Origin of the sequence: Acinetobacter sp. H1(2024) (genome assembly GCF_046557555.1) — a bacterium.
In the GTDB taxonomy this organism is placed as follows: domain Bacteria; phylum Pseudomonadota; class Gammaproteobacteria; order Pseudomonadales; family Moraxellaceae; genus Acinetobacter; species Acinetobacter seifertii.
The window spans coordinates 85,297-110,474 of the sequence record NZ_JBKGFO010000002.1; the positions used below are offsets into that span (position 1 = coordinate 85,297).

Sequence of the window (25,178 nt, forward strand, 5' to 3'; positions counted from 1 at the left end):
GGTTGAAATACCATGCTTTTTTCATTCAGTTCAAATCATATTTTTGCAAATGCCCATGCTCATCATAATGCAGAATGACACGTTGAGCTTTTTGCAATTCTGATAATGACGCTGTACTTACTGTAAATTTAAAAGCCAATAAATCATCAGAACTATTTGGCGCTTTACTACGTCGATCATCACCATGAAATCTAAGCCAGTTATAACTTGCCCATAAAATTAGAACCAAAGCACTTAAGCAAATTAAAAGAAGTAAATGCAGTAAAGTTTTGACTTCCGAAATATGATCTACCCATACATAGTCATAAATAAGATGCCCTTCAAAAAACCACAAAAATAAAGAAACCAGTGGAAAAAGCAGCCACATTAAACAGAACCAACCTATTGTTTGCAAGGTATAGTTCGCGGTCTTATTTTTTACATATTCAGGCTGATCAATATATTCAGGTATATCTAAAACTTCTACTTCAGTATTTTCTTCATTTTTCATGAATTATCTCCACGGAAGCCTCGGTCTGGACTAACCCAGCGGGCACGTTTTTTCGTGTTAAATATAGTTTTAGGTACCGCAACCACACTGGTAAATAACGTTAGTAGCCAGAAAAATAATGGATACCAAATGACCCAAAAGTAATTTCTAAAAAGACGCCCACGGTCATAACGATGATCGATCCATAAACTGACTAAAAATTGAATAAGGCATGTTCCCCCTAATATCACACCATACCACTGTGGCATTAGAGAGTTGATCTGCCACTGCTGAGGTAATTCAATAAATAGCCCAATCAAGAAAAGTAAGAAAATAAATATCATCACATATGACCAAATAATACTGACTAAAGCTTCCAGCATGACTGGCCACATACGGCGCAAGCGAACTTTGAACATTTTAGGAATATATTCTAATAAAACCTCTACCCCACCTTGTGCCCAGCGTAACCGCTGTTTCCAAAGTCCTTTAAAGGTTTCAGGCATATAGATATAACAAAGAGCTTGAGGAATATATTGAATATCCCAATGGTCCATTTGAAGCTTCCAAGAGATATCAATATCTTCTGTAATTTTGTCATCAGACCAAAAACCGACACGAACCAAAGCAGTTTTTCTAAACGCTACAATTACCCCGGATACTGTAAAAATACGGCCATATGTTCGCTGCGCACGTTTAATTAATCCGATAATTGAAGAGAACTCTCCAACCTGTAATTTTCCTAAAATACTTGAGCGATTTAAAATTCTAGGGTTACCAGTGACGGCACCAATACGCGGAAATTTTAGAAATGGCTGCATGAGCCAAAGTACAGCATGAGGATGTAGTAAAGCATCCCCATCAATACAAACTAAATATTCGTATTTACTGACCAATACTCCCGATCTTAAAGCGACTGCCTTACCTTGGTTTTCTGCTAAGTGTACAACTCGTAATCGAGCATCTTGTGCTGCTAACTCATCAAGAATTTCTGCAGTTCTGTCACTACTACCATCATTTACAGCAATGACTTCAAAATTTGGATATTTTGTTTGCAAGGCATAACGAATGGTTTGCCGCACTTGGGCTTCTTCATTAAAACAAGGAATAATAATACTGCACCCTTCATTTGAAGGCTCAGGTAATTGCTGTTCATGGTATTCCCGTTTAAAGAAAAACCAAAGGCCACCTACCATCCATGTCCACGCCATAAGTAGCGGATATAAAAAGGCAAAAGCAAATAGAATATCGAGTAATACTCTCATTACTTTTTCCCCTCATTCGCTAGACCTGCAAAGGGCTGATACATCACCGAACTCGAATTCAAGCTTATTGGGTTATATAAATACTCATGAACATTTTTTGCATTTTCAGTGTCATAGCCATCAGCACCAAATTTCTGAATACCTATACGTTGAATATCAAAAAGACCTTGTTTTACTTCTTGCCAAGCATTTCTCTGGTCATTTTCTGGCAATGTTAATGTCAGCATAATTCGTTGTTTGTATTTGGCATCAAGAGTATTTAAAAGTTCTAAGGCTTGTTTAAATTGTTTTTGCTTACCCACCATATTAAATTTTAGGTTCACTAAATCATGTTGGGTTAAGAGTGATTTTAAAAGCACTGGTAACTGTTCAATATGCTCTAAGTCTGGTGTTAGCAACAAACTAAACTGGGCCTGATTACTCATATTCAAATAAGGCTTTGCAGCTTTTTGAGTCAGTTGACTCAGTTGTGATAATTGCTTTACTTGTTCAACACAGTTGCTTTCGTTCAGCGTTGTGTTTTGCATTGCACAATTTAAAGCAGCTCCAGCATTAAGTTGAATACCACTTAAATTGCTATTAAAACGCGCAATATCTTTCGCTAAATCTGCCACCAAAAACGGTTTATTTTTTTGAGGATAAATAGGTAGTTCTAAAATAACCGCCTGACCTGCCCGCGTTTGTGCCTGCCATAAACTACGGTTCAAAATATCTTGCTTAACTGGCATTTGAGTTGTTGGGAAATAAGCAACGTCATATTGCCCATCTCCATCTTGGTCATCTAACGGCTTCAATATCAGCGTATTGTTTTTTAAGCTATAAAGTTTGGACAACAATAACCCTAGTTTTTCATCTGACTGAGTATTGCTTGAAGCAGCTAATTGCTTTAAGTCCATACTTACAAAATGTTTTGGCTGCTTATATAAATCTTTCTCTGCCGAGTTCAAAATGTTAAGCAACGTCTCAGTCAACTGTTCAGCTGTAGAGTTGTCGACCATAAGACTACGCTTAAAGGTCAGATCATTAATCTGATTTACGCCATCACGTCCAAGACTAAAAGAAAAAGTGAAACCTGCTTGTTGAGCCAGCTTCTCTAACTGCTGATTTACTGCACCATACGGCCATACAATTGCTTTCGGCTCTACACCCAATTCTTTTTTTAAGACATTATGAGATTTTTTTAAATCATTCAAAATACGTTGTTGATATTCCGCGTCCGTTTCATAACGCGCTTGTGATTTTAAATACATATAAGAAGTTGCCGCGGGTTGTTCATTCCCTTGAGGATTAGCAAGCACACCATGATGCAAATCATCACTATGGCTTGCAAACTCAGCTAAGCCAGAAGCCTGCATTTCTCGTACTTGCTTCCAATTGACCAAGTTCCCTTGTCCATAGGCTTCATAGCCAGCTTTTGTATTACCATTTAGCCAACTGGTTGGGAGTGCAAAAACTGCCGGAATCTGATATTGCTTAAGCAGTGGAAATATACGACTGTAGCTACTTAAAGCACCATCATCAAAGGTTAACAAAATGGCATTATGAGGTAGCTCTTTGCCTTGCTTACGAGCCTTTTCAATATCTTTTAAGCGTATTGGCTTCCACTCAGATTGACTGAGCCAGTCAAAGAACTGCGCTAAATTTTTAGTTTGAATTGCATAAATATCCCGATCGCCCTCTTTTAAAACATCATCTCTGACGTCATGAAAAGTTAAAGAAACCACATGATTTTTTGGTAAATCTTTTTCTATCTGGGCATATGCAAATTGCAGAGGTAACAATGTCGAGGCCAAAGCACAGCCCAACATTTTCGAAAATAAATTATTCATTAAAAACGCCCTTCAAATCCGAAAATACCATAGGTATGCTGTTCACCATGTCCATCGTAAGGATGGTATTGCCAGCCAATTCCATAATTGAGTTGCCATGTCCGTGATAGCTGCCATTGATGTTGATACTGCAAAGAATAGGTTGGTTTAGTGGAATAATCGGCTTGTTTATAAAAGCCCACCCCAGCCTCGAAATGCTGTTTAAATGAACGCTCATATTCACGCCAAGTCATCCAGTCATGACTTAAGTTCAACTCTGCGCTGTAATGCGAACTTGGGCTAAAATAAGCAGTTTGATCTTGGCTATTACTGCCGAAAAAACCACGGACAGTGCCATAAGTAATGTGATGCGGCGCTGCAAATAGTCTTTCGCGCCAAAAAGTTGAAAATTCTTGTTGTTTATTGCCATCACTAATATCAGTCAGACCGTAACTTGCGCCAATTTGACGAGATTCATCCTTTTGCCACGTCAACGCAGCTCGGTAAGATTGACCATCTTCTCCTGCATCAATCGCTTGTAGAGGAATGTCAGCCTGACTGTTATATTGCAATTGATACTGCCAGTGATCATTTAACCACTGCGACCAATCAAGACGAACACCAGCTTGTCCGCCATCTGTACTTTGCGATAAGATCGCAGATAACGCCTTACGATTGGCTTGCCATTCGGCCCCAACACCATAGCGCTGGTTATGCACGTCGCCAAAATTGTATTCGCCATAACGATCTTGATGCCAAGCGAATAAACGATAATTATCTTTTATCCACGGACTATTAAGGCGAGTTTCCATTTCACGGTCTTTTAAACCGTTTTGTCCACTTACAGAATCGCTATTATTAGCTTTACTTTGACCCCAAGTCGTTGAATGTGAAATCGTAGCTCTATTACGATCATCCAACTCTTTGCGGCTTTTAATAACGCCACTATCTTCGGGATAAAACTGCACTAAGTTTTGCGTTGTTTTACGCCATGTCTGGATATCCCCTAAAGCCTGAGCATTTTGCATTTCATTAATGCGAGTATCTTTAGCAATCGGATCTATACCATTTAAACGAGAAATTGTTTTTTTTGCTTCTAAAGGCTTTTCTCTCCAGCGCTCTACGCGGGCAAGGTTATTAATCAAACTCTCATTTGCAGGTGCCTGCTCTACTGTTTTTTGAAAGTGTTTTTCAGCTTGTTCTAAATGATTTGCATAAGCTAAATGCATTCCTTTTAAAGCAATATAATCGTCTCGGTCAGGATGGCTCGTTTTATCTACACCCTTTGCCTGACTATATTTATAGGTCGGAATAAGATGATCAACTTTTGCCAAAAGCTGTTCCGCTTCCTTATATTTTTCTTGTTCAATATAAGAATAATACAACCCGCTATAGACGATCATATCCGGATAATTTTTTTCGGTTAAAAGTGTCTTATAAACAAGTTCAGCTTGCTTCGGCTTTTGCTCAGCTAAATAACTATCAGCAATTGCATGACGTACATATGCAGGTAATTTTTCAAGCGGAATATTTAATTGAGTAAAATTATCTAAAACCGCTTTTGCTCGGCCTCTGAAATCTAATGCATATAAATAATCGTAGTGAAACCTTAAATAGTTAGGATCTTCTGGCTTTATTTGCCGTTGTAGCTTTTTCCCCTTTTCTAACACGCTATCTAATTCAGCAAAACTTTCTGCATCTGATAAGCCTTGGCGATTTAAATATTTATAACGGGTAATTGCATTATTGACCTGCTGAGAAAATTCACTGACTTGTAAATTTTGCTGTAATTGCACAGTTTGCTGATTTTTTTCGCTTGTTTGGAGTAATTGCAGAGCTTTTTTATATGCACCAATAGCAATCAAGTCGTAGACATACTCTTGTAAAACGGATGAAGACTTAGGTTGTTGCTGATAAGCATGCTCAATTGTAGCTAAAGCATCTACAGGCAAATTAATTAGACGGTAAGCATATGCAATACGTACCAATTGATCAGCATTTAAATTTTTAATATTGATTTTAGATAACAGAGTCTTAGCATTCCCCGTTTCTTGCGATTCAGCATATAAAACAGATAATAAAATGCGCCCATCAATCGTTTTTTGAATATTAAGCTTATTTGCCCATTCAATCGCTATTTTAAAATGTTTAAAATCTCGAAAATTTTGAATTAAAGGTAGCTTTGCATATTCCGGAAAATTCACATAATTAATATTTACCAATAAACCTGTAAATTTAGTTAGATCCTTTTTTTCATTAGACATAACAATTAAATAATCAGCCAACAATTTTTGATCATGTGGGTACTGTTTTAACAATTGATCTAGCTGATAAACAGCGTGTTGAGTTTGCCCTGCTCTATAATCTTGAATAGCCTGCTCACGCAAGACATCCACTTGAGCGGCGTACAATTGAATTGGCAAGAGATATACCAATGAAAAAACACATTTTTTTAGCATTTTGATAATCGGATAGTCCCATATCGAGATGGGAAATTATAGTTAAAAATGTGAACTTCATCACAATAATCAAAATGCGCATGATATTTACAACAAATGTAAAATATGAATAAAAAAAGTATTTGTATTTTTAAAAAATAACTAAAAACAAATATTTATAAAAACATAGATTATTAGTTTATATACATTTTTTTTCAAAAAGCTTATTTTAACTCACAAACTGTAGTGTAAGAGTTTACTCGCTGATAACTAATCAGAAACGATTCATTAACTTGGCGTTTTATATTTAAAACTTTTATTTTTGATATGTATATAAATTTAAAACCATTCAATCTAATTAACTTTAAATTATTTAAATTGAATGGCCAAAATAAACAGTTGATTTAATTAACCGATACGTCGTTTTAAACCAGTCATTTGTAAAATACGAGTAGAGATTTCTTCAATTGACATTTCAGTGACATTTAAATATTTAATACCTTCTGAAATATAAATACCTTCAATCGCTCTTAATTCCATTTGACACTGACTAAAACTTGCATATCGGCTATTTGCTTTGCGCTCGCTTCGAATAGCAACCAACCGTTCTGCATCAATCATTAAACCAAACAGTTTGCTACGATGCTCTCTTAATACTGCTGGTAGACGGTTATCGTCCAAATCTTCTTCTGTCAAAGGATAGTTAGCTACACGAATACCAAACTGTAGTGAAAGATAAATAGAAGTTGGGGTCTTACCTGAGCGAGACACACCAATTAAAATCAAATCTGCTTTATCGTAATGACGGGTACGCGCCCCATCGTCGTTATCAAGTGCGAAATGCACTGCATCAATACGTGCTTTATAATACTCAGAATCAGTAACTGCATGTGTTTGCCCAACCAGTGTCGTTGGCGGCGTTCCAAGCTCCTGCTCAAGTTTACTGATTAGTCCTTCAAATACATCTAAATTAACCGCTTTTGCAGTATTAATAATTTCACGTACATGCGGATCAACTAAAGTATCAAATACTAATGGTAAGCATCCATCACGGGTTTGACATTTATTAATCTCAACCACAATAGCCATTGCTGCCTCTTCAGTTGTGATATAAGGCATGATGTGAATGTCAAAATCTACATTAGGGAATTGTGCTAATAACGAATGTCCAAGAGTCTCGGCAGTAATTGCAGTTCCATCAGAAATAAAAAAAACACTCCGCTTATACTGTTTACTTTCTGACATTAAAATTCTCCTTAAACATTTGTCTTAGTGCTATATAATCTTTATAGTAAACTGATCTTACATGACTGTCGCTTAGTAAAATTCTCAACTAAGCACTTTATTTTTTTAATTTCATGCCAAGATAGACATTAATACTGCAAAAGTGGAGTGAAAACTTTGGAAGCGCGCGTAATCGGTCTAGAAAAATTAGGGAAACACGATGTCGAACTCGTAGGTGGGAAAAACTCATCTTTGGGTGAAATGATCAGCCATTTATCAAATGCTGGTGTATCGGTACCTGGTGGTTTTGCAACAACTGCTGAGGCCTATCGTGAGTTCTTAGACCAAAGCGGTCTTAACGCTCGAATTCAAGCAGAACTTGCTCAACTTAACGTCGATGATGTAAATGCACTTGCAGAAACAGGCGCTAAAATTCGTCAATGGATTGTAGAGACTCCACTCACTGCAACCTTAGAACAAGAAATTCGCGCCGCTTTTACAGAACTCTCTAACGGCAACCCTGATATCGCGGTTGCCGTTCGTTCATCTGCAACTGCTGAAGATTTACCAGATGCATCTTTCGCAGGTCAACAAGAAACTTTCTTGAATATTCGTGGTATTGATAACGTACTTATCGCGATTAAAGAAGTATTCGCTTCTTTATATAATGACCGTGCTATTTCTTACCGTGTACACCAAGGCTTCGATCATGATGTTGTCGCATTATCTGCGGGCGTTCAGCGTATGGTTCGTTCTGAAACTGGCGCTGCGGGTGTAATGTTTACACTCGATACTGAGTCTGGTTTCCGTGATGTTGTATTCATTACTGCATCTTATGGCTTAGGTGAAATGGTTGTACAAGGTGCAGTTAACCCTGACGAATTCTACCTATCTAAACCATTATTAAATGCTGGCAAACATGCGGTATTACGCCGTAACTTAGGCTCTAAGCACCAAAAAATGATTTATGGTGAAGAAGGTTCAGCTGGCAAATCAGTTGTTGTTGTTGATGTTGAAAAACAAGAGCGTCAACAATTCGCATTAAATGATCATGAATTACAAGAATTAGCAAAACAAGCGCTTATTATTGAGCAGCACTACGGTGCACCAATGGATATTGAATGGGCAAAAGATGGTGACGATGGTCAAATCTATATTGTCCAAGCTCGTCCTGAAACCGTTAAGAGCCGTCAAAATGTCGGCACAATGGAGCGCTACCTACTCAAACAAAGAGGTACTGTTCTTTGTGAAGGTCGTTCAATTGGTCAACGTATCGGTTCTGGTAAAGTTCGTATTGTTAGCTCAATTAAAGAAATGGATAAAGTACAAGACGGTGACGTACTTGTATCTGACATGACTGATCCAGATTGGGAACCAGTAATGAAACGTGCTGCCGCGATTATCACTAACCGTGGTGGTCGTACGTGTCACGCGGCAATTATTGCTCGTGAACTTGGCGTACCGGCAATCGTAGGTTGTGGTAACGCAACTGAGGTATTGACTGACGGCCAAGAAGTTACTGTTTCTTGTGCTGAGGGTGACACTGGTTTCATCTACGAAGGTGCATTAGATTTTGAAGTTCAACGCAACTCTGTTGAGTCTATGCCTAAACTTTCATTCAAAATCATGATGAATGTAGGTAACCCTGACCGTGCTTTTGACTTTGCCCAAATTCCAAACGAAGGTATTGGTCTTGCTCGTTTAGAGTTCATTATTAATCGCATGATCGGTGTTCACCCTAAAGCGCTTCTTAATATTGAAAGCTTACCTCGTGAAACTCGTGCTGCTGTAATGACACGTACAGCTGGCTATGCATCACCTGTAGAATTCTATGTTGAAAAACTAGTTGAAGGTATTGCAACACTTGCTGCAGCGTTTGCTGACAAACCAGTAATCGTTCGTATGTCTGACTTTAAGTCAAATGAGTACGCAAACCTTATTGGTGGTAAGTTATACGAACCGGAAGAAGAAAACCCAATGCTTGGCTTCCGTGGTGCAAGCCGTTATGTTTCAGATAACTTCCGTGACTGTTTTGAACTCGAATGCCGTGCACTTAAAAAAGTTCGTGATGAAATGGGTCTAACCAATATCCAAATCATGATTCCATTCGTGCGTACAGTATCAGAAGCAAAACGTGTAATTGAGCTACTTGCTCAAAATGGCTTGAAACGTGGTGAGAACGGCTTAAAAGTAATCATGATGTGTGAATTACCAACTAACGCATTGTTAGCTGAACAATTCCTTGAACACTTTGATGGCTTCTCTATCGGCTCTAACGATTTGACTCAATTAACACTTGGTCTAGACCGTGACTCAGGTATTGTTTCTCACTTATTTGACGAACGTGATGCTGCTGTTAAAGCACTTCTTTCTATGGCAATTCATGCTTGTCGTAAAGCTGGCAAATATGTGGGTATCTGTGGTCAAGGACCATCTGATCACCCTGACCTTGCAAAATGGTTAATGGAACAAGGTATTGAGTCAGTGTCTCTTAACCCTGACTCAGTTTTAGATACATGGTTCTTCCTTGCTGAAGAAAAAATCAAGCAAATCTAATTTGTTATAGAAAAAGACCCATCCGTGGGTCTTTTTTCATCTTTAGAATAGAGAATTTTTACTTATGCAAATTTACTTGGCACGTAATAATCAACAAGCTGGGCCTTATACCTTAGAACAACTAAATCAGATGTTGGCAAGCCAACAGGTTTTACTCACTGATTTAGCTTGGCATGAAGGCATGACAGAGTGGAAAGCTTTAGGAGAATTAACCCAAGGTAAACTTGTATATCAACCTACGGGTTATTCTGCTTTTTCAGCAAATACAAATACGACTCATAATGAGACAATTCAGCACATCCGTGTAGAAACTAAAGCACATGAACTTGCTTCAATTTCATCTCGTGCTCTTGCAAAAATTATTGACCTATTACTTTGGTTACCTATTGCAGCCATTCCTTCTTTCTTCTTTAACGAAGCTCAATATAAACAACTTTTTGAGTTACAAAAACAGATGCAATCTGCAGAAGTTGCCTCAACTAAAGCAGCAGAACTTCAACAACAGCTTTTTACGCTTATCCCGATTGAAGCATGGCATACTATGTTAGTTTATGTCGTCATCATGCTCGCTATCCAAGCTTTTCTTTTAACCAAATTTGGTCAAAGTATAGGTAAGAAAATTGTCGGAATTAAGATTGTAGATGCTGAAACTAATGGTAAAGTTAATTTAACGCGTGTCTTCTTACTCAGAAGTATCGTTTTCATTATATTGAACTTACTGTTTATGCCTATTAGCACAATTATTGACTATGCTTTTGCATTAGGCCAAAAACGACAGGCTCTACATGACAAAATTGCAAGAACAAAAGTGATCAAATGAGTGTGAATGACTCATTCATTTAAAGTCTAAAAAAAAGGAGGAACCCCACCTCCTTTTTTCTATAGAGAATTGATATTTAAATAAAAGCTCTATCAAGATTCGATACCCTACAAAAAAAATCGGGTTTTAAAACAATTATTTCAAGCTGCTTTATGTGTAGCTTAGTTTGTCGATATGAGGCATAATGCCCTACAACGTAGCGGTGTCGCATCATTGAGAAGTCTAAATTTTTAAGACTAGCATTCTCAATCATGCGACACTTTAATCGCTATCCCATATTTAATTAGGGAATGGGACTCTTCACCGAGGTTGTAAAATGAGACAAACGATTTTAGCTGTATTGTCTTTATCAACGCTTGCCGCACTTTTGACTGGGTGTGGTGGTGATATGGTACTTCTAAACTCTAAAGGTCCAGTTGGTCAAGGTCAAAGTGACCTTATGATGACTGCGATCTATTTAATGTTACTTGTGGTGATTCCTTCAATCATCATGGCATTATGGTTTGGTTGGAAATATCGTGCGTCAAATAAAGATGCAGACTATAAACCTACATGGGCACACTCAACTGCAATTGAAGTTGTAGTATGGGGTATCCCTGTCATTATTATTGGTATTTTAGCTTGGTTAACTTGGTGGGGTTCCCACAAGTATGACCCATACCGTCCTTTAGAATCAGATAAAGCACCTTTAACTATTCAGGTTATTGCTGAACAGTTCAAGTGGATCTTTATTTATCCTGAACAAAACATTGCGACTGTTAACGAAGTACGTTTCCCAGAAAAAACTCCGTTAAGCTTCAAAATCACTTCCAACTTCACAATGAACTCATTCTTCATTCCACAGTTAGGCGGTCAGATTTACGCAATGGCAGGTATGCAAACTCACCTTCATTTGTTAGCAAATGAAACTGGTGTATATCGTGGTTTCTCTTCTAACTACTCAGGCTATGGTTTCTCTCAAATGCGTTTCAAAGCGCATAGCGTTACAGAGCAACAATTCAATGAATGGGTAGCAGCTGTTAAAGCTGGTAAGGGTTCAACTATTAATCCAGAAGCAGTTCAAAAAGCTACGCTTGACCAAGCTGAATTGGCAACCTTACGTGATGGCGACCGTTCTAAGCACCAAATCGAGCATTTAGTAAATCGTGCTAAAGCTGCTGGTGATCAAGAAGCACTTGCTAAAGCAGAAGCGATGAAACCGTTCCCGACTAAGCCGCACCCTGTGACTTATTACTCTTCAGTTGAACCAAAACTGTTTGAAACAGTTATCAACCATTATATGAGTAACTATCATGGTGTTGACCATTCTGCTGAACATGCAACAGCTGACACTCATGCTGCAGCTGAACACGCTGCTCAAGGGGAATAAGACATGGATATGATTTTTGGTAAACTGGGTTGGGACTCTATCCCGACAGAGCCAATCGTACTTGTCACCATGGTCCTTATGGCAATTGGTGCAATTGCAGTGCTTGGCGGTATCACCTATTTCAAAAAATGGGGATATTTGTGGAATGAGTGGTTTATTACTGTAGACCATAAAAAAATTGGTATCATGTATATCATCGTATCTGTTGTCATGCTTCTGCGTGGTTTCGCCGATGCAATCATGATGCGTTTACAACTTTTCCTCGCTAAAGGCGGCGGCGAAGGTTACTTACATCCTGACCACTACGACCAGATCTTCACCGCACACGGTGTAATCATGATCTTCTTCGTAGCAATGGGTCTCGTTGTAGGTATGATGAACATCTCTGTACCACTACAGATTGGTGCTCGTGACGTTGCTTTCCCATTATTAAACTCTTTAAGCTTCTGGTTATTCGCTGGTGCTGCTGGTTTAATGATGCTTTCACTTGTATTAGGTGAATTTGCTGCAACTGGTTGGATGGCTTACCCTCCTCTATCTGGCATTCAATATTCTCCTGGTGTAGGTGTTGACTACTATATCTGGGCACTTCAGGTTTCTGGTCTAGGTACGCTTTTATCTGGTGTTAACTTCTTCGTTACCATCATTAAAATGCGTGCACCTGGCATGAAATTGATGGACATGCCTATTTTCACGTGGACTTCACTTTGTACGGCTGTATTAATCATTGCATCATTCCCTGTATTAACAGGTACACTTGCAATGCTTACTCTAGACCGTTACTTCGGCTTCCATTTCTTCACAAATGAGCTTGGCGGTAGCCCAATGCTTTACGTGAACTTGATCTGGACATGGGGCCACCCTGAAGTATATATCTTGGTATTACCAGCATTTGGTCTATACTCAGAAATCGTTGCAACCTTCTCTCGTAAAGCGTTGTTCGGTTACAAGTCTATGGTGTATGCAACTATCGCGATTACTGTTCTTGCGTTCGTTGTATGGCTTCACCACTTCTTCACGATGGGTGCTGGTGCGAACGTTAACGCGTTCTTCGGTATCATGACCATGGTTATTGCGATTCCTACTGGTGTGAAAATCTTCTCTTGGTTATTCACCATGTATAAAGGTCGCATCACCTTTACTACTCCAATGTTATGGACGCTTGGCTTCCTTGTAACATTCGGTATCGGTGGTTTAACTGGTGTACTTATGGCTGTTCCACCTGCGGACTTCTTAGTACACAACTCATTATTCTTGATCGCTCACTTCCATAACGTAATTATCGGTGGTGTGGTGTTTGGTATGTTTGCCGGCATCATTTACTACTGGCCGAAAATGTTTGGTTGGAAGCTCAATGAAGCATGGGGTAAAGCTGCGTTCTGGTTCTGGTTCTTTGGTTTCTATTTTGCATTCATGCCACTTTATATCCTTGGTTTCATGGGTATGACTCGTCGTTTGAATACATATGACAACCCTGAATGGGACCCATACCTTGCGATTGCATTATTTGGTGCTGTTCTTGTTGCGATTGGTATTGCATGTTTCTTAATGCAAATCATTGTTGGTTTCTTACAACGCAAAGACAACATGGACCTTACAGGCGATCCATGGGATGCTCGTACGCTTGAGTGGGCAACTTCTTCCCCTGCTCCATTCTATAACTTTGCGCATGAACCAGATGCTAGCGGTGTTGACCGTTTCTGGACTGACAAAGAAAATGGTGTAGCATACGCACGTAACACTAAATATGAAGACATCCACATGCCGACTGATCGTGCTGCTGGTTTTGTCATTGCAATGTTCATTACACTTCTTGGCTTTGCACTCATCTGGCATGTTTGGTGGCTCGTTGTTGTTTCATTCGTTTCTGCTGTTGTTAGCTTGATCGTAAGCTCATTCACTAAGAATGTTGATTACTATGTTCCAGCTGCTGAAGTTGAGCGTATTGAAAACGAACGCTATGCTTTACTTGAAAAACACTTGAAGAAGGACTAAGGAAATGGCTGAAGTACTTCATCACGACAACCACGGCCACGATGGTCATCATGAACATGATGATACTGACTTAACCGTCTTTGGTTTCTGGACATACTTGATGAGTGACTTGATTCTTTTCGGATCACTCTTCATTGCGTTCGCTGTATTAAGCAGTCATGTTCCAGCAGGAACTCCAAGTGCATATGACCTGTTCCATAACTCATTAGGCTATGTTTTAACTGAAACATTTGCCTTATTGATTTCATCGGTAACATTTGGTTTTGCTGTACTTGCATCTTATAAAAAGAATGTAAATCAAGTGATCACTTGGTTATTTATTACATTCCTTTTTGGTGCAACCTTCATCGGTATGGAGCTCTATGAATTCCATCACCTTGTAGAGGAAGGTCATGGTCCAACTCATAGTGCATTCTTGTCGTCTTTCTTTACCTTGGTTGGTACGCACGGTATCCACGTAACTTCTGGTTTAGTGTGGATGTTAGTATTGATGTATCAAATCAAGACTAAAGGTTTGACTTTACCGAATACACGTCGTCTTGCTTGTTTAAGCTTGTTCTGGCACTTCCTTGACATCGTTTGGATCTGTGTATTCAGCGTCGTTTACTTACTGGGAGTTCTCTAATGAGTAGTCATGAGCATAATGCTGCTGGTGCGTCACACGGTAACTTTAAGCAATACACTGTAGGTTTTATTCTATCTGTTATTCTTACCATCATCCCATTCGGGATGGTGATGGCAGGTGGTTTTAGCCGCGGTCTTTTAGTTACAGTAATTGCTATTACTGCTGTTGCTCAGGTTCTTGTACAACTTGTGTACTTCTTACACATGAATACATCATCTGAACAACGTTGGAATATGATTGCATTTATCTACACAATTCTATGTATCGCTGTACTTTTAATTGGTTCTGTGTGGATTATGAATTACCTTCACTACAATATGATGATCTAAACTGATTGTCATGTTGAGAAAGTATCTATTCCTGACTAAACCAGGAATTCTCTTCGGTAATTTCATTACCACCTTGGGCGGCTTCTTCTTAGCCGCCCAAGGCTCTATAGACATCTTATTATTATTACTCACCCTTATTGGAACAACGTTAGTTGTTGCTTCTGGCTGTGTTGTTAATAATGTTATAGATCAAGATATTGATATAAAAATGCAGCGCACACAAAACCGTGCACTTGTTAAAAAAACCATCTCTCCTACTGTTGCACTTGTATATGCATTTGTACTTGGATTAATTGGTTTTAGCATTTTATGGTTTGGTGTAAACGGTTACGCATTTTTATTTGCAGTCATTGGTTTTGTTGTCTATGTCGGTTTTTATAGCTTGTGGACTAAACGTACCTCAATCCATCAAACCGTTATTGGTAGTATCTCCGGAGCGAGCCCTCCTGTTATTGGTTATACAGCAGTAACTCATCAATTTGATGTGGCAGCCCTGCTTTTGTTTTTAGCATATGGTTTATGGCAAATGCCCCACTCTTGGGCAATTGCAATTTATCGTTTTGATGATTACAAAAATGCAGGAATTCCAATTTTGCCTGTAGCGCGTTCAATTTATCGCACGAAAATTGAATGTGTAATATATATCCTGTTATTTGCAGCTGTTTTGAATGGGTTATATTGTTTTGGCTATACCAATATATTCTTTTTAATTACCTTTAATGCGTTGACCGCATATTGGTTCTACTTATCAATTATTGGATTTAAAGCCGAAAACGACCAACTTTGGGCCAAGCGCTTTTTTCTTTACTCAGTAATCTTAATTACTTTGTTAAGTTTAAGTTTTAGCTTTACCTATCAATCCCCCGCTCCAAATCTTCCTCTCTTTTAATTAAGGGAGGATTTCCTCCTCTAAAACAAGTTTTCATATTTCTTATCAAAAGATTTGTTTTTAGTCTAATTTTTACCTATAATTCAGCCTTCGCATTTTATGCGACGTAGCTATTTATATTATATTTTAGCTATGACTCCTTGCTTCTAATTTTTTAGGGGCTGTTTAAACCGTAAGGAGCTGACAATGCGTCATTACGAAATCGTACTTTTGGTACACCCAGACCAAAGCGATCAAGTTGTAGGTATGGTTGAACGCTATATCTCTCAGATCAAAGAAGCTGAAGGTCAAATTCACCGTTTAGAAGATTGGGGCCGTCGCCAATTGGCTTACCCAATTAACAAAATTCACAAAGCGCACTACATTCTTATGAATGTTGAATGTGGTCAAGCTACGCTTGATGAGTTAGAAGAATTATTCCGTTATAACGACGCAATCATTCGTAACCTTATCATCCGTCGTGAACACGCAATCACTGAAGAGTCATTGCTTGCTAAGAGTGCTGAAGAAAAGCGTGCGCGTAAAGCTCAACGCGAAGAAGCACAGCAAGTTGCTCAAGAAGCTGAATAAGGAGAACATCAATGGCACGTTTTTACCGTCGTCGCAAGTTCTGCCGCTTTACAGCTGAGAATGTTGCGTACATCGACTACAAAGATATCGACACTTTAAAACAGTACATCACTGAAAACGGCAAGATTGTTCCTAGCCGTATCACTGGTACTAAAGCTCGTTATCAACGTCAATTAGCACTTGCTATCAAACAAGCTCGCTATTTGTCTTTGATTCCGTACACTGACAACCATAAGTGAGGTGATCTGTGGACGTTATCTTATTACAACGCATTAAGAACCTTGGTAAATTAGGCGATAAAGTATCAGTTAAAGCTGGTTACGGCCGTAACTTCCTTATCCCTCAAGGTAAAGCAGTTGCAGCTACTGAAGCTAACACTGCTGCTTTTGAAGCTCGTCGTGCTGAACTTGAGAAGCAAGAAGCTGAAATTTTAGCTGCTGCTCAAGCACGTGCTGAACAATTGAACGAAGTTAACATCGTTATCACTGCTAAAGCTGGTGACGAAGGTAAACTCTTCGGTTCTATCGGTACTCGTGACATCGCTGACGCATTAACGAATGCTGGTCTTACAGTTGACCGTGCAGAAGTTCGTTTACCTAATGGTGCGCTTCGTCACACTGGTGAATTCAACATCGCAATCCAATTGCATCATGATGTTGTTGCAGAAGTTCTCGTTACTATCGTATCTGAGTAATTTCTCATCAAAAAAAGAGCATGCTCACGCATGCTCTTTTTTTATCTCTTAAATTTATGCAATAAAATTAGATATATTAATTCCTGATCAGTTCTTCAGTTTAATTGGTTTTTTAATTAGGTAGTTTATTTATTTTTGTTTTAAGATAGTTCTCGGCTTAAAACCCTTTTTTGTGTACACATTTTATCATCAGGTCTAATTATGTCTCAGGCGAATGCCACTTCTTTAACGCTTTCATCTCCAACAGAAAATAAGACGAGTGAATCAGGCCAACTTAAAGAGTTTCGCACTCCCCCACACAATTTAGCCATCGAGCAAGCTGTGCTTGCTGCGCTGATGACTGTTGCTGAATCTTTTGAGCAAGTCAGCGATCTACTCAAAGAAAATGATTTTTATGCCACTCGCCATAAATATATTTATCGCGCGATTGAAAAATTGGCACAGGAAAATTCACCGTACGATGCGGTCTTAGTGAATGACTGGCTTTTAAAACAAAATTTACTTAGTGCAATCGGTGGTGAAGAATATTTGATGCAGCTTATGGCTGACTCGCCTTCGAGTTTCTATAACCTTGAAACTTATGCGACCAAAATTAAAGAATTCTCTACGCTACGTAGCATGATTAAAGTCAGTACTGAAATTTTGCAAAATGCTTATGACACGAAAGGTCGAGGTGTAAGTGAAATTTTAGATTTGGCTGAAACCAGTATTTTTTCTTTAGCAGAACAGCATAATAACAACAAAAAAGATTCTGGCCCTAAAGCAATTAGCTCTGTAACTGCTGACGTGATTAGCAAACTTGATGAGCTCTCAAAACTCGATGGCAATATTACAGGCTTAACCACAGGCTTCTTAGAACTTGATAATAAAACTTCTGGTATGCAACCGGGAGATTTAATTATTGTCGCAGCACGTCCATCTATGGGTAAAACTACCTTTGCAATGAACTTGGTTGAAAGCGTCTTGCAATACAACCAACTTCCAGCTTTGGTATTTTCGATGGAGATGCCAGCAGACTCAATTGCAATGCGTCTAATTTCGGCAATGGGTAAAGTTCACCAAGGACATTTGCGTTCTGGTAACTTAGATGCTGATGAATGGACTAAAGTTACAGGTACCATCCTGCAACTTCAGCAAATGCATTTGTATATTGATGACTCGTCAGCCTTACCTCCAACCGAACTCCGTGCCCGTGCTCGCCGTGTTGCCAAAATGCACGATGGTAAAATCGGCTGCATCATGGTCGACTATTTACAGCTCATGAAAGTTCCGGGTATGGGTGACAACCGTGTTGGCGAGATCTCGGAAATTTCACGTAGCTTAAAAGCATTAGCGAAAGAGATGCAATGTCCTGTTATCGCACTTTCTCAGCTTAACCGAAGTCTGGAAAACCGACCAAATAAGCGCCCAGTAATGTCTGACTTACGTGAATCGGGTGCGATTGAGCAGGATGCCGACTTAATCATGTTTATTTATCGTGATGAAGTCTATAACAAAGAATCTAAAGAAGCAGGCACCGCAGAAATTATCATTGGTAAACAACGTAACGGGCCTATTGGTACGGTGCGTCTTGCCTTTGAAGGTCAATATACTCGTTTTAGTAATCTCTCTCCTGAGTATTACAGCCAATATGATGATGAAGAATAAACTCTATCTCTAGCCCAAAGGAGTAAATGAGGGTGCGTCAAGCAACAGTTTATATTGATCGCCAAGCGCTTCAATATAATTTAAACCGTGTCAAACAACTCGCAGCAAATTCAAAAATCGTAAGTATGGTCAAAGCCAATGCTTACGGACATGGAGTCAAAGACTGTTTAGCAGCCTTAAATGCCTCGGATGCCTTTGGTGTCGCCTGTCTACAAGAAGGCTTGGAAATTCGACAACTCGGATTTAAGCAACCTGTAACTTTAATTGAAGGGGTGTTTTCTGAAGATGAAATGCCTATCGCTATCAAAGAAAAATTTGAATGTATAATTCACCATCAACAACAATTTGAGTGGTTAATTAAATATAAACAAGCCTATATCGCCCAAGGTCTAAAAGTATGGGTTAAGCTAAATAGCGGTATGAACCGCTTAGGTTTTAAAAATCCTGAAATTATTGAAGTTATTAAAACTTTAAAATCTGAAGGATTTACTTGTGTACTTGCGATGCATTTTGCTAATGCAGATGTTGAACACCCACTTAACGAGCAGCAAAAACAACAATTTTTGCACGTAAAACAAGCTTGTGATCCAGTTTTAGCATCTTGTTGTAATTCAGCCGCTATTTTTAAATGGCCAGAACTAAATTTCGACTACGTACGTCCTGGTATCATGCTCTACGGTGCTTCACCTTTTGCAGATAAAACAGTACATGAGCTTGATTTAAAACCAGTCATGTCTTTCACAGCAGAAGTTATCGCGTTAAATCATATTCAAGCTGGTGAACATGTTGGTTATGGTTCTACTTTTTGCGCTCAAAAGGCTATGGATATCGCAATAGTTTCTATTGGATACGGGGATGGTTATCCACGAGCTTATATAAAGCAAAATTTTGTCGCTGTTGATGGCAAACTTTGCCCAGTTGTAGGGCGAGTTAGTATGGATATGATTGCAATTGATGTCACAAATACCCAAGTAAAACTCGGTACTCAAGTTGAACTTTGGGGTAAACATCGTTTAGTTGATGATGTTGCTGATGCAAATGGCACAATTGGTTATGAATTACTTTGTCGCTTAAGTACTCGACCAGTCCGCCAAAGCACTTAATAATTTAATCAATAAAAAATCCAAGCTCTGCTTGGATTTTTTATTTAAAGTCATTTTTAACGCCAATAATCATCGGTAGGTTTTGGCATTTCTTGCAGTCCACGGCGTAAAGTATCCGACCACTGATGACTTATTTGTGAAAAATAAGGATCATCTTCACTAATTCGCTTCCCCATAGGGATTACAAAACTATCTTTAGTATAGACTAGCGCATCTAAAGGTAAACCTACTGAAACATTAGAACGCAACGTCGAGTCAAACGAGATTAAGCTACAGCGCAGCGCATCATCCAACGGCATAGCATAATATAAAGCACGATCTAAAATAGGTTTACCATATTTACTTTCACCAATTTGAAAGTAAGGCGTATCTGTCGTTGCACAAATAAAATTACCTTGTGGATAAACATTATAAAGCTGCATATCGCCTCCTTTAATTTGCCCACCCACTAAAATACTACAGGCGTAATTCATTTGTTCTTGAGTATCCGAGCTAATATCCTCTAAAACATTTTTTAAAGTCTTACCAACTAGATCAGCCACTTCAAACATTGTGTTAATACTATATAGATTAGGCTCTTGCTGCAAAGTAAGGGCATTTTGCAAATGCCCGATAACCGCTTGTGTTGTTGCTAAATTACCTGCTGTTTGCAAAGCAATAAATCGCTCACCCGTCACACCAAAAGTATGAAGTTTACGAAACACAGAAATATGATCGACCCCTGCATTAGTTCGAGTATCACTTATAAACACCAAACCCTGCTCTAATCTCAGTGCACAACAATAGGTCATTTCGCTCTCTTCACATTCAACAGGCCAACACTTGAACCACAGACATCATATTTTCGACTCCACCTTTTTCTCTCACACCTCTAATCGGCGCAACATCAAGATAGTCTCGACCAACCGCAAGATAAATATGATGCATTGGTGTAAACAATTGATTGCTTACATCAAAACAATACCACTGATTATCTAAAAATACCTCCGCCCAAGCGTGACTGGCAAGGTGGGGGGAATTTTGATCAAATAAATAACCAGAGACATAACGTGCTGGTAATTGTAACGCACGGCACATAGCAATTAAAACATGTGCATGATCTTGGCATACTCCCTGTCCTGCATGAAAACCCTCTGTAGCAATCGTATGAACAGAGGTACTATCTGGTTGATAAGGCATCTTTTGCAAAATATTTTCACTGAGTAAAGCAATATGTTTTCTATCTTTTACCGTTACAATTCTCCGAGCAAAATCCAACATTTCAGAATCATATTTTGTGGCTTCCGTATTTTGAAGAAATAGGCTCATAGGTATAGATACATCTACTCCACCTATTTCTGTATTAAGAAGCTCGACAATCCCTTGCGCCATAAAAGTTAAATGCTGATACTCATAGCGCTGAGTAGCCGTTAACCAAATATTATTAAAGATATCCCTTTTGAGAGTTTTATCTCCGGGCACACTGATTGCCCAATTCAAGACATGCTGATGTAATGATGTTTGAGGCATCATTTTAATATACTGAATACTGTTTTTAGCAGTTTCCGTATAGTGATAATGCGTTTGATGATTGATCATCAGTTTCATAATTATGCCTCGAACATATATTCCAACTGCTGTGTGAAATTATAGTAACCCTCCCAATTTGGATGATCTTTCAACAATGTCCACACTTCATTTAATTTATCCCACCCTAAGTCATTAAGTCGTTTGAGTAATTTTTCCAAATCTTGTAAAAGCACTGTAAGGTCTTGTTGAAAACGTAGTTGTATATCGAATTGTTCAATCTTTTGGCCCAATTGCAGAAAAAGGGCAATATCCTCATGTTCAGCACTAAGTATTTGATTACATTTATCCAAAGCCTGATTTAATGACTCAGGGTTAGCTTGAATAGACTTAATCGCATGATTCAATTCTGCATACGCACTAGAAGATAATATTCCTCTTAATTCATGGATATTATCTTTGGCAATAGCGAACTGGTTCAGTAATGAATATGTTTGTTGAGTATCTAACATATAGCAATTCAGTAATTCCGCTTGCTCAATAACCAACCCAAATGCTGATGCAAATTGACTTGCTTTTTCATCATTTGTAAATGGCAAGTGTGATACAGCAAATTTAATCCGCATTAAATAACGGCCCAACCAATAAATGTGGTGTGCACTCGAATTGAGTAAAACCATAAATTTCCTCTTTAACCAACGATTAGGAATGTAATGTCTCAACAACCCATGTATCTTTAATACCTCCTCCTTGTGAGGAATTTACGACTAAAGATCCTGCCTGCATGGCTACTCGTGTTAAGCCTCCGGGTACAATTTCAGTGCGATAAGGAGAACTCAATACAAACGGTCGTAGGTCAATGTGACGTTCAGCCACCCCTGATGTTGTTAAAGTCGGTGCAACAGATAAAGCTAATGTTGGTTGCGCAATATATTCATGCGGTGTAGCAATCAGTTTTTTTCTAAATTCATCAATTTCACATGAGCTCGCTTTAGGTCCAATTAACATGCCATAACCACCAGAACCTTGAGCCTCTTTAATTACTAATTGGTCAATATGAGTGAGTACATAATCCAAATGTTCTTTTTCTCGACATTGATAAGTAGGTACATTCTTTAAAATTGGTGTTTCTCCCAAATAATATTGAATCATCTGATCAACATATGGATAAATTGATTTATCGTCAGCAACCCCTGTACCAGGTGCATTGGCAATCACTACATTTTTCTGTAAATAAGCAGACATAAGCCCCGCTACCCCAAGAGCACTATCAGGTCGAAATGCAAGTGGATCTAAGAAATCGTCATCTAAACGTCGATAAATCACATCAACTTTTTGGCGCCCGCGAATGGTTTTAACAAAAACTTGATCATTTTCTACAAATAAATCTCGGTTAGTAACCAGTGGCACATCCATTTCACGCGCTAAAAAAGCATGCTCATAAAACGCACTGTTAAAACGCCCTGGAGTTAAGACCACAATAAAGGGTTGATCAACTTCTGAATTTTCTTGAAGTATTTCTTTTAATAAACTTGGATAATGTTCAATTCCTTGTAAATTATTGGCAGCACAAAGCTCAGGCATAAGTTGTTGACTAATATTTCTACTTTCAATCATATATGACACCCCTGAAGGTGTTCTTAGGTTATCTTCTAGTACAAAGAACTCCCCATCGCCATCACGAATAATATCTATTCCACTAATTTGAGAATAAATTTTACCTTTTAGTGAATGCTTGAGCATATGTGGCTGAAAAGCCTCATGACAAACAATCTGATTCTCTGGAATTAATTTCTCCTTCAAAATATGTTGTCCATGATAAATATCATCTAAAAAGTAATTTAAAGCTTTAACTCGCTGCGCACAGCCTGCTGCAATTTTTTCCCATTGTTTTTTTTCAATAACTCTTGGAATTAAATCAAAAGGAATCGTCCGTTCCGCGCCCTCTTTATCACCGTATACATTAAAAGTAATCCCTTGATAGAGAAAATGCTGTTTGGCCTGAGCATTTAATTGCTTAAGTTCATCTAAGGTACGAATACTCAACCATTGCTCAATTTTTTTAGAAGCTGCACCATTAAAAGTTACATCATCTAACATCTCATTGAAAAACTGCGATTTTAGTTGTTCAAATAAATTCGTCTGTACAGAAAGATTTTCTATAAACGATGGACTCTGGTTAAGTAATGCTGCGTTGGTCGCCTGCTCTTGTAAAAAATATTCAATATCGGCTTGTAGGTCTTTCTCTTGTTCTGACATAGCAACCTCGTCTTATCATTTATCTATATTTCATTTTTAAATAAGCAATTTCAGTGCCACTTATATATCTATAATACTTATTGGCTTTCATTGTTATAACTTTCTTCTAAATTTTAGCATTGATTGTAACGGTAGCCACAAACTGAATCTGACAAACTTGCTAAATGTGTAAAGTTTTTTTATTGTGGTGACACCAAAGCAATTGGATATAGATTTATTACGCTTATGTCTGTAATAGAAAAAGAAACTTCAAATAGTTTATATCGCCAATGGCAGATTTTATCTCGCCTCCCTACCGGTAAATGGATCGGAACTCGAGAATTACAAGAAATGCTTGAGCGTGAAGGTATTGAAATCAGTTTAAGGACAATTCAGCGTGATTTAAATCAAATTGCTCAGCGTTTTCCAATTGAAAGCAATAAAGCCGTACCTCAAGGCTGGCGTTGGCAATCAGATGCTCCAATTCAAAGCTTACCGCATATGACAAGCTCTCAAGCGGTGACCTTTATGATGGTTGAAGAACATCTCAAACATTTGCTTCCACCTAGCCTACTAGATGAAATGGGACCCTGGTTTGACTTGGCAAAACGGAGTCTATCTACACAAAATAATGTAAGGCAATGGATTAATCGTGTACGCATTGTGCCAGCAAGTCAGCCGCTTATTCCACCTGTGGTCGATCGTGCTGCTCAACAAGCTATATACGAAGGCTTGCTACAAGACAAACAAATTGAATGTGTATATCAAGCTCGTGTAAACCAAGGTGAAGACAAAACTTATATTTTAAATCCACTTGCTTTGGTCCAAAAAGGTGCTGTCATTTATTTAATTTGCACCCGACATGACAAAACTGAAGTACAAACATTTGCTTTGCACCGTTTCAGATCAGCAAAAGTTTTAGAAAGTCGTGCGCTTCACCCCGTCAACTTTGATATTGATCACTATATTGACTCAGGTGCTTTAGGTTTTAGAGTAGATTACAACCAACCTACAGAGTCTATTCAACTCACATTAACAATGACTGAGCAAACCGCTAAAACTTTTTATGAAAGCCAGTTAAGTAAAGATCAAACAATTACTCCAATTGAAGAAAACATTGTCGAAGTTACAGCAACCGTTCCATTTACATCTCAACTAGTGTGGTGGTTACGAAGTTTTGGGAAAAAACTACTACGTATCGAACCTATTCAAGTAAACAATGCTGTACGAGAAATTGAATCTGAGAATAAATAGATATAAAAAAGAGAACCTCAAGGTTCTCTTTAGATTTTGAATTATCATTTTCTTAATTTTATATTGGAATTTATATTTTTAGTTATGTTCAGATCAATATGTTCTCCCCCACCAAAACTGATCTGCCTCTTGTTTTGCGCTATGTTGAACATGAGCATTGGCATGCCATTTCATCTCTATTGTAACGAATCGATTTCATTGTCATATTTAAAGCCCTCTTTTTTGAACGTGAATTTAATATAACCTTCGTTTTAAAACCTGTGAAATAAGAAAAAAAGGAAGCGAAATCTATTTTCTTCCTTAGGAAGTTTCCATATATTTTTTGATCAGAAAATAAAAAAGCCCAGTCTTAACTGGGCTTTTTTAATTACTTAAATGA

22 protein-coding genes are annotated in these 25,178 nt (G+C 38.3%); 13 read left to right on the plus strand and 9 right to left on the minus strand.

Annotated elements, in window-relative coordinates; genetic code table 11:
• Positions 1-25 precede the first annotated feature (25 nt).
• From pgaD to ACLCEG_RS06045, 5 genes are all read right to left on the minus strand, one after another.
• Positions 26-490 carry a poly-beta-1,6-N-acetyl-D-glucosamine biosynthesis protein PgaD gene (gene pgaD, locus ACLCEG_RS06025; RefSeq protein WP_410566650.1) on the minus strand — a complete coding sequence of 155 codons (465 nt, stop codon included), beginning with the start codon at positions 488-490 and terminating at the stop codon, positions 26-28.
• The gene (gene pgaC / locus ACLCEG_RS06030) at positions 487-1,734 is read right to left on the minus strand and encodes a poly-beta-1,6-N-acetyl-D-glucosamine synthase (protein ID WP_410566652.1); all 1,248 of its coding nucleotides are present in this window, start codon (positions 1,732-1,734) and stop codon (positions 487-489) included. Before pgaC ends, pgaD begins: the two co-directional genes overlap by 4 nt.
• A complete protein-coding gene (pgaB, locus tag ACLCEG_RS06035) occupies positions 1,734-3,563 on the minus strand; it encodes a poly-beta-1,6-N-acetyl-D-glucosamine N-deacetylase PgaB (RefSeq protein WP_410566654.1) in 1,830 nt (609 codons plus the stop codon). Before pgaB ends, pgaC begins: the two co-directional genes overlap by 1 nt.
• Positions 3,563-6,001, minus strand: coding sequence for a poly-beta-1,6 N-acetyl-D-glucosamine export porin PgaA (gene pgaA, locus ACLCEG_RS06040; protein ID WP_410566656.1), 2,439 nt, complete (start codon positions 5,999-6,001; stop codon positions 3,563-3,565). Before pgaA ends, pgaB begins: the two co-directional genes overlap by 1 nt.
• A gap of 387 nt (positions 6,002-6,388) precedes the next feature.
• The gene (locus tag ACLCEG_RS06045) at positions 6,389-7,225 is read right to left on the minus strand and encodes a pyruvate, water dikinase regulatory protein (RefSeq protein WP_004700844.1); all 837 of its coding nucleotides are present in this window, start codon (positions 7,223-7,225) and stop codon (positions 6,389-6,391) included.
• Between the two features lie 147 nt (positions 7,226-7,372).
• Between ACLCEG_RS06045 and ppsA the strand changes: the two genes are divergently transcribed.
• The 12 genes from ppsA (at position 7,373) to alr (ending at position 19,801) form a co-directional block, all read left to right on the plus strand.
• A complete protein-coding gene (ppsA, locus tag ACLCEG_RS06050) occupies positions 7,373-9,760 on the plus strand; it encodes a phosphoenolpyruvate synthase (RefSeq protein ID WP_171057798.1) in 2,388 nt (795 codons plus the stop codon).
• A 64-nt stretch (positions 9,761-9,824) separates the two neighbouring features.
• The gene (locus tag ACLCEG_RS06055; RefSeq protein ID WP_019458342.1) at positions 9,825-10,580 is read left to right on the plus strand and encodes an RDD family protein; all 756 of its coding nucleotides are present in this window, start codon (positions 9,825-9,827) and stop codon (positions 10,578-10,580) included.
• 316 nt (positions 10,581-10,896) lie between these two features.
• Positions 10,897-11,949 carry a ubiquinol oxidase subunit II gene (cyoA, locus tag ACLCEG_RS06060; protein WP_004700839.1) on the plus strand — a complete coding sequence of 351 codons (1,053 nt, stop codon included), beginning with the start codon at positions 10,897-10,899 and terminating at the stop codon, positions 11,947-11,949.
• A 3-nt stretch (positions 11,950-11,952) separates the two neighbouring features.
• On the plus strand, positions 11,953-13,944 hold the full coding sequence (cyoB, locus tag ACLCEG_RS06065) for a cytochrome o ubiquinol oxidase subunit I (protein WP_019458343.1): 1,992 nt from the start codon (positions 11,953-11,955) through the stop codon (positions 13,942-13,944).
• A 4-nt stretch (positions 13,945-13,948) separates the two neighbouring features.
• A complete protein-coding gene (gene cyoC / locus ACLCEG_RS06070) occupies positions 13,949-14,569 on the plus strand; it encodes a cytochrome o ubiquinol oxidase subunit III (RefSeq protein ID WP_002049203.1) in 621 nt (206 codons plus the stop codon).
• Positions 14,569-14,898 (plus strand): cytochrome o ubiquinol oxidase subunit IV, encoded by a 330-nt coding sequence (locus ACLCEG_RS06075; protein ID WP_000094534.1) that lies wholly within the window; start codon positions 14,569-14,571, stop codon positions 14,896-14,898. Before cyoC ends, ACLCEG_RS06075 begins: the two co-directional genes overlap by 1 nt.
• 10 nt (positions 14,899-14,908) lie before the next feature.
• Entirely contained in the window at positions 14,909-15,787 is an 879-nt protein-coding gene (gene cyoE, locus ACLCEG_RS06080) for a heme o synthase (protein ID WP_039251506.1), read from the plus strand.
• A gap of 186 nt (positions 15,788-15,973) precedes the next feature.
• A complete protein-coding gene (rpsF, locus tag ACLCEG_RS06085; protein ID WP_004700831.1) occupies positions 15,974-16,357 on the plus strand; it encodes a 30S ribosomal protein S6 in 384 nt (127 codons plus the stop codon).
• A gap of 11 nt (positions 16,358-16,368) precedes the next feature.
• The gene (rpsR, locus tag ACLCEG_RS06090) at positions 16,369-16,596 is read left to right on the plus strand and encodes a 30S ribosomal protein S18 (protein WP_000090661.1); all 228 of its coding nucleotides are present in this window, start codon (positions 16,369-16,371) and stop codon (positions 16,594-16,596) included.
• Between the two features lie 8 nt (positions 16,597-16,604).
• Positions 16,605-17,051 (plus strand): 50S ribosomal protein L9, encoded by a 447-nt coding sequence (rplI, locus tag ACLCEG_RS06095; RefSeq protein ID WP_004700828.1) that lies wholly within the window; start codon positions 16,605-16,607, stop codon positions 17,049-17,051.
• A gap of 201 nt (positions 17,052-17,252) precedes the next feature.
• Entirely contained in the window at positions 17,253-18,698 is a 1,446-nt protein-coding gene (gene dnaB / locus ACLCEG_RS06100) for a replicative DNA helicase (RefSeq protein ID WP_004700827.1), read from the plus strand.
• A gap of 32 nt (positions 18,699-18,730) precedes the next feature.
• Positions 18,731-19,801: an alanine racemase gene (gene alr / locus ACLCEG_RS06105; RefSeq protein WP_410566658.1), complete on the plus strand. Its 1,071-nt coding sequence runs from the start codon at positions 18,731-18,733 to the stop codon at positions 19,799-19,801.
• A 56-nt stretch (positions 19,802-19,857) separates the two neighbouring features.
• On the opposite strand, the gene ACLCEG_RS06110 is transcribed toward alr, so the two are convergent.
• Genes ACLCEG_RS06110 through ACLCEG_RS06125 form a run of 4 tightly spaced genes read right to left on the minus strand, consistent with a single transcriptional unit; the run spans position 19,858 to position 23,566 of the window.
• Positions 19,858-20,592, minus strand: a complete 735-nt coding sequence (locus ACLCEG_RS06110) for a proteasome-type protease (RefSeq protein ID WP_004700824.1) — start codon at positions 20,590-20,592, stop codon at positions 19,858-19,860.
• 16 nt (positions 20,593-20,608) lie between these two features.
• Entirely contained in the window at positions 20,609-21,388 is a 780-nt protein-coding gene (locus ACLCEG_RS06115) for a transglutaminase domain-containing protein (RefSeq protein ID WP_004700822.1), read from the minus strand.
• 2 nt (positions 21,389-21,390) lie between these two features.
• Entirely contained in the window at positions 21,391-21,987 is a 597-nt protein-coding gene (locus ACLCEG_RS06120; RefSeq protein ID WP_216134238.1) for an alpha-E domain-containing protein, read from the minus strand.
• A 22-nt stretch (positions 21,988-22,009) separates the two neighbouring features.
• A complete protein-coding gene (locus tag ACLCEG_RS06125; protein WP_240061515.1) occupies positions 22,010-23,566 on the minus strand; it encodes a circularly permuted type 2 ATP-grasp protein in 1,557 nt (518 codons plus the stop codon).
• Positions 23,567-23,791: 225 nt separating this feature from the next.
• On the opposite strand from ACLCEG_RS06125, the gene ACLCEG_RS06130 reads away from it, so the two are divergent.
• On the plus strand, positions 23,792-24,799 hold the full coding sequence (locus tag ACLCEG_RS06130; protein WP_019458349.1) for a helix-turn-helix transcriptional regulator: 1,008 nt from the start codon (positions 23,792-23,794) through the stop codon (positions 24,797-24,799).
• The last annotated feature ends 379 nt before the right edge of the window (positions 24,800-25,178 follow it).

Excerpts from the sequence above, each read along its gene's own strand:
- ACLCEG_RS06130 (WP_019458349.1), top strand. The coding sequence starts at position 23,792 with ATGTCTGTAATAGAAAAAGAAACTTCAAATAGTTTATATCGCCAATGG.
- ACLCEG_RS06110 (WP_004700824.1), bottom strand. The coding sequence starts at position 20,592 with ATGACCTATTGTTGTGCACTGAGATTAGAGCAGGGTTTGGTGTTTATA.
- cyoC (WP_002049203.1), top strand. The coding sequence starts at position 13,949 with ATGGCTGAAGTACTTCATCACGACAACCACGGCCACGATGGTCATCAT.
- ACLCEG_RS06125 (WP_240061515.1), bottom strand. The coding sequence starts at position 23,566 with ATGTCAGAACAAGAGAAAGACCTACAAGCCGATATTGAATATTTTTTA.
- cyoB (WP_019458343.1), top strand. The coding sequence starts at position 11,953 with ATGGATATGATTTTTGGTAAACTGGGTTGGGACTCTATCCCGACAGAG.
- ACLCEG_RS06120 (WP_216134238.1), bottom strand. The coding sequence starts at position 21,987 with ATGGTTTTACTCAATTCGAGTGCACACCACATTTATTGGTTGGGCCGT.
- cyoE (WP_039251506.1), top strand. The coding sequence starts at position 14,909 with ATGTTGAGAAAGTATCTATTCCTGACTAAACCAGGAATTCTCTTCGGT.
- pgaB (WP_410566654.1), bottom strand. The coding sequence starts at position 3,563 with ATGAATAATTTATTTTCGAAAATGTTGGGCTGTGCTTTGGCCTCGACA.
- ACLCEG_RS06045 (WP_004700844.1), bottom strand. The coding sequence starts at position 7,225 with ATGTCAGAAAGTAAACAGTATAAGCGGAGTGTTTTTTTTATTTCTGAT.
- pgaD (WP_410566650.1), bottom strand. The coding sequence starts at position 490 with ATGAAAAATGAAGAAAATACTGAAGTAGAAGTTTTAGATATACCTGAA.
- ACLCEG_RS06115 (WP_004700822.1), bottom strand. The coding sequence starts at position 21,388 with ATGAAACTGATGATCAATCATCAAACGCATTATCACTATACGGAAACT.
- ACLCEG_RS06075 (WP_000094534.1), top strand. The coding sequence starts at position 14,569 with ATGAGTAGTCATGAGCATAATGCTGCTGGTGCGTCACACGGTAACTTT.
- pgaA (WP_410566656.1), bottom strand. The coding sequence starts at position 6,001 with ATGCTAAAAAAATGTGTTTTTTCATTGGTATATCTCTTGCCAATTCAA.
- dnaB (WP_004700827.1), top strand. The coding sequence starts at position 17,253 with ATGTCTCAGGCGAATGCCACTTCTTTAACGCTTTCATCTCCAACAGAA.
- rpsR (WP_000090661.1), top strand. The coding sequence starts at position 16,369 with ATGGCACGTTTTTACCGTCGTCGCAAGTTCTGCCGCTTTACAGCTGAG.
- pgaC (WP_410566652.1), bottom strand. The coding sequence starts at position 1,734 with ATGAGAGTATTACTCGATATTCTATTTGCTTTTGCCTTTTTATATCCG.
- cyoA (WP_004700839.1), top strand. The coding sequence starts at position 10,897 with ATGAGACAAACGATTTTAGCTGTATTGTCTTTATCAACGCTTGCCGCA.
- ACLCEG_RS06055 (WP_019458342.1), top strand. The coding sequence starts at position 9,825 with ATGCAAATTTACTTGGCACGTAATAATCAACAAGCTGGGCCTTATACC.
- rpsF (WP_004700831.1), top strand. The coding sequence starts at position 15,974 with ATGCGTCATTACGAAATCGTACTTTTGGTACACCCAGACCAAAGCGAT.